Raw genomic sequence first — 10,319 nt, forward strand, 5'->3', positions numbered from 1 at the left:
TCACAACTGTGATTTATTACAAACAATTTGCGGGGAATAAATCTTCGCACAGATTTATTACAAACAATTTGCGGGAAATAAATCTTCACACAGATTTATTACAAACAATTTGCGGGAAATAAATCTTCACACAGATTTATTACAAACAATTTGCGGGGAATAAATCTTCACACAGATTTATTACAAACAACGATGCGGGAAATAAATCTTCACGCAGATTTATTACAAACAATTTGCGGGGAATAAATCTTCGCACAGATTTATTACAAACAACGATGCGGGAAATAAATCTTCGCACAGATTTATTTTTTTCGTTCCACCTGTACCATTTTATACATTCTGTCCGAAGCGCGGATACGTTCGGTGGTCTTGATTGAGAAACGCTCGCCTTTTACGGCCGACGGAACGGGTTTCAGGTCTACGCGTATCTCTTCTACTGTCTGAAACAACGCGCCTGTCGTGGGGCCGGTGATCAGGATCTCATCTCCCACTCGCAGTTCTCCGCTCTCCATCTCGAACTCGGCTACGCCAAGCCCTGTAAAATACTTGATGCCTCGTGCGATGTACTCTTTTCGTTTCGTAGCGCTCGATCCGTAATGACTGTTCCATTCGCCGAGCCGCTGTCCGAGGTAATATCCGTCCCAGAAGCCGCGGTTGAAGACCGATTTCAGCTGTTCGTCCCATGCGGAGACCTTTTCGTCGGTAAACGAACCTTCGCAATATGCCTGTACGGCCTCCTTGTAGCACGATGTGACGATATGCACGTATTCCGGTCCGCGCGCCCGACCCTCGAGCTTGAACACGCGCACGCCCGCATCCATCATCTTGTTCATAAAATGAATCGTTTTTAAATCTTTGGGCGACATGATGTATTGATTTTCGACATCGAGTTCGATATTTGTTTCCCGGTCCTTTACGGTGTATCCGCGTCGGCAGATTTGCATGCAGGCGCCACGATTCGCGGAGGCGTTCATCTCATGAAGGCTCAGGTAGCATTTGCCCGAAACGGCCATGCAGAGCGCACCGTGGCAAAACATCTCGATGCGGATCGGCTCACCTTTCGGACCGTAAATTCCTTGTGTGCCGATGGCGTCGTAGATGGTGCGTACCTGTTCGAGATTCAACTCGCGTGCAAGCACGACGACATCGGCAAAACGAGCGTAGAATTTCAGCGCCTCCGTATTCGAGATGTTCAGTTGGGTCGAGAGGTGTACTTCCTGCCCGATGCTGTTGGCATAGGCCATCGCCGCTACATCGGCCGCTATGATTGCGGAAACGCCGGCTTCCTTCGCTGCGTCGATGATGGTGCGCATGAGCGGCAGGTCTTCGTCGTAAATCACGGTATTCACCGTCAGGTAGCTTTTTACGCCATGTTCATCGCAGATCGAAGCGATCTTGCGCAAGTCGTCTGTGGTGAAGTTATTCGACGAGCGGGCACGCATGTTCAGCCCCTCGATGCCGAAATACACCGAATCGGCTCCGCCCTGAATGGCTGCCATCAGTGATTCGTACGAACCGGCAGGGGCCATGATCTCAAAATCGGATATGTTACATTTCATAAGCATACAAGTTAGTTTATGGGGATATCGGGATGATCGACCGGAATGTCCGGGGGGATATTATAAGAGACGAACCGCTGTGTGGGGTAAGCCCACCGGATGTCGTCGTGTGCTTCGAGGGCCGTCAGGATATCTTCCCAGATGGCCGATTCGGTGCTTCGTATCTTTCGCGGTTCACAGAGATAGCGCCCTGTCAGACGGATACCGTTTTCGACAAGCGTAAGGTACACGATCGGTGTGAGGTGTTGATAGTGTACATAATACATTTTGCTTGCCTCACAAAGCCCTTCTTCGGCCGATTGAACCACATCTGCTCCGTATTTGTTGAGAATTTGCAGAAGAATCTCTTTTGTTTTCGTCCAGTTGCTATCGAACGTGATACGTATCTGTACCTCGTTCCAGATGTATTTGAAGCCCTGATCGTAGTTGGCTTGCGGCATCGTGAATACCCGCCGGTTGGGAATATGGATGATGCGTCCCGTGCTTTGTTCGGCATCGATACGGTTACCCACTTCGAGAATCGTGAATTGAAAGAGCCGTATGTCGATGATGTCTCCTTTATCTTCGCCGATCTGTACACGATCGCCTACCGTAAAAGGTTTGCGTATCACGATAAAGAGCCATCCCGCCATATTTTCCAGCAAGTCTTTGAGGGCAATGGCAATCCCGGCCGAGAGTAATCCCAAAAACGTACCTACGTGACGAAAAGCGTTCACCCAGACCATACCGATCAGGATAATCACCGTGATCGGAGCCACGAACGACATGATTCGTTTCCACAGATAACGGCTCTTGTGATTGTTCGTAGTCTTCCACACCAGCCTCAGGATGATAAGCCGGACGAGCCATACCAATAAGACAATAATCACAGAAACAATGATTTTCTCTTGCGTATCGGAATCGATACCCAGCGAAAAAGGAGAATTCGGAAAGAGAGTCTGCATACGTAAACCAAAACAATTTAAAGTCCAAAAATACATAATTAAATTCAGACCGGCATAAAAATTGCTTGCAAGGCCATCGTTTTCTCCCTGTGACGAGAACAATGATCCCTCGCTGATGGTTGTACGATAACCCCGGATTCCGCGATAGAAGAAAGTTGTTGAGGGGTTTAGATGTTGATCTGTTTGCTGAGCGCTGACGGCTGTAAAAGCCCTGAAAGGGCGCATTAATTCAGCCCAATGCGCAGCGTTGGGGAAAAAGGCATCGCATCTCGGCGGAGGGCTGTTAATTCAATTGTTAATTGTCAATGGTCAATTGTTATGCGTGGTACACGCCGAATCATGTATTTAGAAAATAACCATTGACCATTAATTTCGTCCCATGGGCCTCGGGCGGTGAGCCGACGGAGCAGCGAGCAGGGCGAAAGAAAATCAGGCTGTCCGAAGCGAAGCGAGTTACCTGATTTTCCGACCTGCGAGCGTCGCGAAGTCGTGTGAAGCGCACGAAGCCTTGACCTTTTGGTTACTTTTGGGTCAAGCCAAAAGTGACAAAAAAGAGATTCTTCGCTTCGCTCTGAATGACAAGGTAGGGGAGAATTACGAATTACAAATTACGAATTACGAGCGCCCCCTTTGTCATTCCGAACACAGTGAGGAATCTCGCGGGGAAAAGGAGGAGATTCATCTTTGTTTTTTTAACGATATCAAAACGTAAAACAGATGGAAGGATTCGACAAGGCCGATAATCGTGCGTTATAGGGCTTTCGGTTTTTGTAAGCCGCGAATATGCATTCATTCATTCTCGACAAATTTTTCTACCTTTGCCCGGCAAACAAAACAGAAAGCATGAAAGTCAAAATTATCAATACATCTCACCATCCGTTGCCACAGTATGCAACCCCTCTTTCGGCAGGGATGGATGTACGTGCCAACCTGTGCGAACCGGTCGTGCTCCGTCCGCTTGAACGCCGGTTGATTCCTACCGGCTTATTCATCGCACTGCCCGAAGGATACGAGGCTCAGATACGTCCGCGTAGCGGACTGGCGCTCAAACACGGGATTACGTTGCTGAACACGCCGGGTACGATCGACGCCGATTATCGCGGCGAGATCGGCGTTATTCTAGTGAACTTGTCGAACGAACCGTTCACAATAAACGACGGCGAGCGGATTTGCCAGATGGTCATTACCTCCCATGCGCACGTGATATGGGAGCCCGAAGAAATACTCGACGAAACGGAACGAGGCGCCGGGGGGTTCGGACATACGGGAAAGGAGTAAGATAAAACGGAATACTGATAATCATACGACCATTGAATAAAAAAAGAAACATACCGTTTAAAAAGAAGGTCATATCCGGGAAGGCTCGGCAGATCGGCCTCCTGTGCTTATCTCTGTGGGTCGGCATACTCTCGGCTGCACCACATGCTCCGCTGAAGAAGAAACCATTGCCGGCAGCTATACAGCGCAAGGTCGACTACTTTTTCTACGAAGGGGTGAAACTGAAGAACGAAGGGAAATATGACGCTGCGTACGAAATGTTTTATCACTGCCTCCAAACGGATTCTACGGCAGCCGCGCCACTCTACGAACTTTCGGCTTTCTATCTGCAGCTCAATCAGCCCGAGAAAGCTGCCGTTTTTCTGCGGAAAGCAGTCGAGTACGCCCCTTCCAACTTCCATTATAAATTGGCGCTTGCTTCCCTCTCGCTCAACATCGGCATGTATGGTGAAGCGGCCGAGATTTATCGCGAACTTGTAAAGACTTACCCGGGCAAAGTGGAACTGAACTACTATCTCGCCGAAGCGCTGACCCAAGCCGGAGAGATTGGCGAAGCCATCGACCGGTTCAACGATCTGGAGAATGCTGTCGGGATGAACGAAGCGCTCTCGACGCAGAAATACAAGTTGTACATGCAGATCGAAGAGCCGGAAAAAGCGTTCGGCGAACTGAAAAAGCTGGCCGACAAATATCCGTCGGATGCACGGTATCCGATCCTGATCGGGGATCTCTACCTCCAGCGGAACGATACGGTAGAAGCATACGAATATTACCAAAAGGCGCACGGTATCGACCCGTCGAATCCATATTATACCGTTTCGATGGCCAACTATTACGAGCAGGTGGGTGATCATGAAGCCGCCGAAGGACAGATACATACGGCTTTAATCAATAAAGACCTCGATGTAAGCACGAAGATGGGTATTCTGGCCCGTTACATTGGCCAGCTGCAACAGTCACGCAACGGAACCGAATCGGCCAACGCACTTTTTCAGACTCTGCTCGAGCAACATCCCGAAGATACGGAACTGAAACTCCACTACGGCAGCTTGCTGGCGATGCAAGGAAAAACCGATGAGGCGCAATTCCAGTACCGGCTGGTTACCGAGATGGAACCCGACAATGAATCGGCCTGGCAGCAGCTGCTAAACTTGGCCTTCCGTGCCGAAAATATTGACGAAGCCATCCGCATCTGCCGGAAATGTCAGGAACTTTTCCCCGAAGCGCCGGGATATTATTTCTACCTCGGCATCGCATATTATCAGCAGAACGATTACCGGAAGGCGCTTGAGACATATCAGGAAGGGCTGGCCAAGATACCCGAAGACAATCGACCGCTGCGATCCGACTTTTACGGTCAGATCGGTGATATCTATTATCGGATGAAACAGGTAGAGGAAGCGTTCAACGCCTACGAACAGGCGCTTAAATATAACGACAAGAATGTGCCCGTGCTAAACAACTACAGTTATTTCCTGACGCTTCGTAAACGCGATCTGGATAAGGCCGAGCGCATGAGTGCCCAATGTATCAAGCTGGAGCCGAATAACCCGACGTATCTCGATACGTATGCGTGGGTCTTCTTTATGAAAGGGAACTATACGCTCGCGCACATTTACATCCGCAGTGCGCTCGAAAAAGATACGACGAACAGCGCTGAACTCGTCGATCATTATGGAGACATCCTCTACATGACGGGCGATAAGGAAAAAGCCCTTGAACAGTGGAAGAAAGCGCAGGAGCTGGGCAAAGACACGGAAATATTGAAACGCAAAATAGCAGAAGGAATCTATATCGAAGACCCGAATGAAGAATAAAAAAATATCACTTAATCCGTTGTGGCTGTATGTGTGCGTCGTCCTGAGTGTTCTGCCGGCAGGATGTCGGACGGTAAAAGAGGCAGCAGGCGAAGCGGATGCCGCGCTGAAGGCTGAAACGGAATTTTTCCGTACCCTCGATGAGCAGTCGCTTCGCTACCGAACTCTTTCAGCTAAAATACAAGTCGAGTTCACTCCGGCTTCGGGCAAGGAAGTCGGCTCGCGTGCACAACTCAAACTGCGTCGCGACGACCGGCTGCAAATCTCCGTCCAGCCATTGCTCGGTATCGAGATGTTCCGGCTTGAAGTAAGTCGAGACAGTGTCAAGGCGATCGACCGAATGAACAAGCGCTACTTCGCCGAATCCATCGCCGACCTGAAAGCTCGCAAGCATCTCGACTTTACATTCGATAACCTGCAGGCACTCCTCACCAACCGCCTCTTTCTGCCCGGCAAACAAGCCGTCACTCCGGATGACCGCGGCCGCTTCGGCTGGGAACGGATACCCGCCGGCTATCGCCTTCAAACGTCTGATGCAACCGGTATGCAGTACCGTTTCTTAGCCGATAACGAGGCTAAACTTCGTACTACCGAAATCACGGATGCCGACAAGCATACCCTCATGTGGGATTATACGAATTTCCGTACCGTCGAAGGGCAACTCTTCCCGATGGATATGCTCGCGTCGTTACGTGACCATAAGTTATCGATACGATTTAATAAAGTTGAAATTAACACACCCGTCGACCTGAAATTCATCATTCCCGAAGGGTATGAACGGGTGACTCCGGAACAAATCCTCAAAGCTCTGTCTCAATGAAACGCATAGGCCTGATACGATATGTTTGGTATGTCGGTTACCTCGCTCTGCTGCTTTGCGCGGGTCGTGTAACTGCACAGACGCATACGCTCAGGCAGCTCGAAGCGCAACGGCAAGCGGCACTTCGCGAAATCGAACAGACAACCCTGTTGCTTAACGAAGCGCGTGCCTCAGCCCAGACATCGCTCAACCGCCTGCACCTGATATCGCAGCAGGTGATCGCACGGAAAAAGGTGATCAGTCTCCTCAATCAGGAGATCGCCGTGCTCGATAAGCAAATCGCTGATGCTACCCGTGAATTGGCTGTATTGGAGAAAAGTTTGAATGACCGGAAAGAACGATATGCCCAATTAGTGCGGAATTTGTACACGCGGCGTGCATCGCAACACCGGTTACTCTTCGTACTCTCGGCCGATAACTTCGCTCAGTCGCTCCGCCGAATGCGTTATCTGCGCGAATATGCGTCGTGGCAGAAAATGCAGGCGTTACTGATTGTCAGAAAACAGGAAGAGCTGGATAAGAAACGGGAAGAACTGGGGCAGACGCGTACGGATAAAGTAGCTTTGCTCGATGCTCGCGAGGAGGAAAGCCGGAAACTGCAACAGGAGGAATCGGAACAGAAAGCGGAAGTACAGCAGCTCAATAAAAAAGAAAAAGACTTGCGGCAGAAGTTGGTACAAAAACGACGTCAGGCCGAAGCGTTGAATCGACAAATCGAGAAGCTGATTGCTGAAGAAGTAAAGAAATCGGGCAAAGCATCGAGCGGAAAACGGAAAGCTGAAACAAGCGGGGGATATGCCATGACGAAAGCAGAACAAAAACTTTCGGCCGACTTTGCTTCGAACCGCGGTCGACTGCCTTTTCCTCTCAACGGAAAATATCGCATCATCTCCACTTTCGGAGAGCATCAGCATCAGGAACTCAGGCATGTGCGTACGAACAACAACGGTATCGATATCCAGACTACGAGCGGGACGGAAGCACGTGCCGTCTTTGATGGCGTGGTGACACGCGTCTTTGTCGTTCCGGGTTATAACAACAGTGTCATCGTGCGACATGGCAACTACCTGACCGTTTACGGCAACTTGAGCCATGTCTATGTAAAAGCCGGCGACAACGTGACAACCCGTCAGAGCATCGGAAAAATCTATACGGATACGGAGAACAATAACGAGACCGTGCTCCACTTCCAGTTATGGAAAGAAAAGCGTAAGCTCGATCCTGAGCTGTGGCTCGACTAAGGCTTCCGGTGTTTCGCATGTCCGGTCAAAAAGTCAGATTAAGAGATCAGTCCCCAGTTCATTTTCCGACGGAAGAGCGAGCTGAGCCGATCGCGCAGCAGCTTGTGTTCGGGCTTTGTCAGGTCGGGATCGTTATCGAGTATTTTTTGCGCTGTCCGGCGGGCGCGTTGGAGGATTTCTCCGTCGTGTGCAAGATTGGCGATCTTCAGAAACAGCCCGTCGCCGCTCTGTTGCGTCCCTTCAAGGTCGCCCGCGCCACGCAGTTTAAGGTCTTCTTCGGCAATCTCGAAACCGTTGTTTGTCCGAACCATGATTTCGAGTCGCTTGCGTGTCTCGTTACTCAACTTGTACGATGAGATCAGGATGCAGTAGGACTGTTCGGCACCACGCCCTACACGTCCGCGTAACTGGTGAAGCTGCGCCAGTCCGAAACGTTCGGCGCTCTCGATGACCATCACCGAGGCGTTCGGGACATTGACTCCCACCTCGATAACAGTCGTAGCCACGAGAATGTGCGCCTCTCCGCCAACGAAACGCTGCATCTCGGCGTCTTTCTCTTTCGCTTTCATCCGGCCGTGAACCATGCACACCCGGTATTCGGGAAACACTTTTTTGAATGTCTCGAACCCTTCTTCCAGATTTTTATAATCGAGGTTTTCGCTTTCTTCGATAAGCGGATAGACTACATAAACCTGCCGTCCCTTGCGAATCTCGCTCCGTAGAAACTCATAGACGGCCGCTTTTTTCGTATCGTAGCGATGAACGGTTTTTATCGGTTTTCGGCCGGGAGGCAATTCATCGATAACGGAGACATCGAGATCGCCGTAAAGCGTCATGGCCAAGGTGCGCGGAATGGGTGTAGCTGTCATCACAAGTACATGAGGTACAAATTGGTTTTTGACCCATAATCTCGAACGTTGTGCCACGCCGAAACGGTGCTGTTCGTCGATTACCGCCATGCCGAGGGCTTTGAAAACAACCGTCTCCTCGATAAGCGCATGCGTACCGATCAGGATATCGACCTCGCCCGAGGCTATGGCAGGCAGTAAGGCGCTACGCTGCTTTTTCGTCGTCGATCCGGTAAGCAACTCGACCCTCACATCCATGTCTTTCAGAAACTCCTTTACCGTGGCCAGATGCTGATTGGCCAGAATCTCGGTCGGAGCCATCATACAGGCCTGAAAGCCGTTGTCAACGGCGAGCAGCATCGCCATCAGGGCAACGAGTGTCTTGCCGCTGCCCACGTCGCCCTGCAACAGCCGATTCATCTGTTGTCCGCTCTTCATATCGGCATGAATCTCACGCAACACGCGTTGCTGTGCACCGGTCAGCCGGAAGGGCAGATAATCACGGTAGAACGTATGAAAAGCGTCGCCCACTTTGCGAAAGGCAACCCCGCTGAGCTTGTTTCGCCGAAGCGTTGCCGTACGCAGGATGTTGAGCTGAATGTAAAACAGCTCATCAAATTTGAGACGTTGCTGCGCCGCCTGCAACGTTTGTGCCGATTCGGGGAAGTGTATGTTCTTGATAGCTTCCGAGACAGACATCATCTGAAAGTGCGTCACGATGGCTTCGGGCAATGTTTCGGGAATCTGCCAGTCGAGCGTCGAGAGCAACGTATACTGCATATCTTGGATGGCGCGTGAATGAAGAAACGCCTTTTTCATCAGCTCGGTCGTATGATAAAGAGGGGTCAGTCCGCTGGCTACCTGCGGTGCATTTTCCACCGGATCGATCTCGGGATGAGAAATGTTCACCGAGTGACCGAATGCTTTCGGTCTGCCGAAGACGATGTATTCCGTTCCCGGCCGGTACTTGTCGGTGATATATTTAAGTCCCTGAAACCAGACGAGATCAATGGTGCCGGTGTCGTCCGTGAATTTCCCGATCAGTCGTTTTTTGCGTCCTTCACCAACCGTATCGAAGAAGACAATGCGTCCTTTGAGCTGGATGTAAGGCATGTCGCCCGTGATCTCGCTGACCCGGTAGAACCGGCTGCGGTCGATATGTTTGTAAGGAAAATAGTACAACAAGTCTTCGAAAGAGACCACGTCGACCTCTTTCTTCAGAAGTTCGGCACGTTTAGGCCCTACTCCCGGAAGATACATGATGTTACGTTCGCCGATCGTCACGTTTATTACAAACTGTAAGCCGTTTGAAAGGCAAAGATAGAGATTTCCGGAGAAACAGGCATAGCAGGAGATAAATCACAACCGTGATTTATTACAAACAATTTGCGGGAAATAAATCTTCACGCAGATTTATTAGAAACAACTTGCAGGAGATAAATCTTCACACAGATTTATTACAAACAATTTGCGGGAGATAAATCTTCGCACAGATTTATTACAAACAATTTGCGGGAAATAAATCTTCACACAGATTTATTACAAACAATTTGCGGGAGATAAATCTTCACACAGATTTTTTTGTTTTACCGCTCTTCCCCCCTTTGAAGGGGGGGAGGGGGGATGTCCTTCTGCGTTCGGATACCGTGTACACGCATAACAATTAACCATTGACCATTAACAATTAATTTGTCATTCAGAGCGAAGCGAAGAATCTCTTTCCGTTACTTTTGGCTTGACCCAAAAGTAACCCAAAGGTCAAGGCTTCGTGCGCTTCGCACGCCTTCGCGACGCTTGCAGGTCGGAAAATCA

General features: G+C 50.0%; 7 protein-coding genes. 4 read left to right on the top strand and 3 right to left on the bottom strand.

Annotation, left to right across the window (positions count from 1 at the left end; genetic code table 11):
* Positions 1-302 precede the first annotated feature (302 nt).
* Both ACTTKA_RS01825 and ACTTKA_RS01830 read right to left on the bottom strand, forming a co-directional pair.
* Positions 303-1,565 carry a peptidase U32 family protein gene (locus tag ACTTKA_RS01825; protein ID WP_442723744.1) on the bottom strand — a complete coding sequence of 421 codons (1,263 nt, stop codon included), beginning with the start codon at positions 1,563-1,565 and terminating at the stop codon, positions 303-305.
* Between the two features lie 5 nt (positions 1,566-1,570).
* Entirely contained in the window at positions 1,571-2,503 is a 933-nt protein-coding gene (locus ACTTKA_RS01830; protein ID WP_442723745.1) for a mechanosensitive ion channel family protein, read from the bottom strand.
* A gap of 843 nt (positions 2,504-3,346) precedes the next feature.
* On the opposite strand from ACTTKA_RS01830, the gene dut reads away from it, so the two are divergent.
* From dut to ACTTKA_RS01850, 4 genes are read left to right on the top strand one after another with little or no spacing between them, the layout of a single operon-like run.
* Positions 3,347-3,781: a dUTP diphosphatase gene (gene dut / locus ACTTKA_RS01835; RefSeq protein WP_442714974.1), complete on the top strand. Its 435-nt coding sequence runs from the start codon at positions 3,347-3,349 to the stop codon at positions 3,779-3,781.
* A gap of 32 nt (positions 3,782-3,813) precedes the next feature.
* Positions 3,814-5,598: a tetratricopeptide repeat protein gene (locus ACTTKA_RS01840; protein WP_442723746.1), complete on the top strand. Its 1,785-nt coding sequence runs from the start codon at positions 3,814-3,816 to the stop codon at positions 5,596-5,598.
* Positions 5,588-6,418 (top strand): DUF4292 domain-containing protein, encoded by an 831-nt coding sequence (locus ACTTKA_RS01845; protein ID WP_442723747.1) that lies wholly within the window; start codon positions 5,588-5,590, stop codon positions 6,416-6,418. The genes ACTTKA_RS01840 and ACTTKA_RS01845 overlap by 11 nt, the downstream gene beginning before the upstream one ends.
* A gap of 14 nt (positions 6,419-6,432) precedes the next feature.
* On the top strand, positions 6,433-7,659 hold the full coding sequence (locus ACTTKA_RS01850; RefSeq protein WP_442723751.1) for a murein hydrolase activator EnvC family protein: 1,227 nt from the start codon (positions 6,433-6,435) through the stop codon (positions 7,657-7,659).
* 38 nt (positions 7,660-7,697) lie between these two features.
* Here the strand turns inward: ACTTKA_RS01850 and recG are convergent, their stop codons facing one another.
* Positions 7,698-9,767, bottom strand: coding sequence for an ATP-dependent DNA helicase RecG (gene recG, locus ACTTKA_RS01855; protein WP_442723752.1), 2,070 nt, complete (start codon positions 9,765-9,767; stop codon positions 7,698-7,700).
* Positions 9,768-10,319 lie beyond the last annotated feature (552 nt).

Source organism: Tannerella sp. (assembly GCF_052170195.1).
Lineage (GTDB): Bacteria > Bacteroidota > Bacteroidia > Bacteroidales > Tannerellaceae > Tannerella.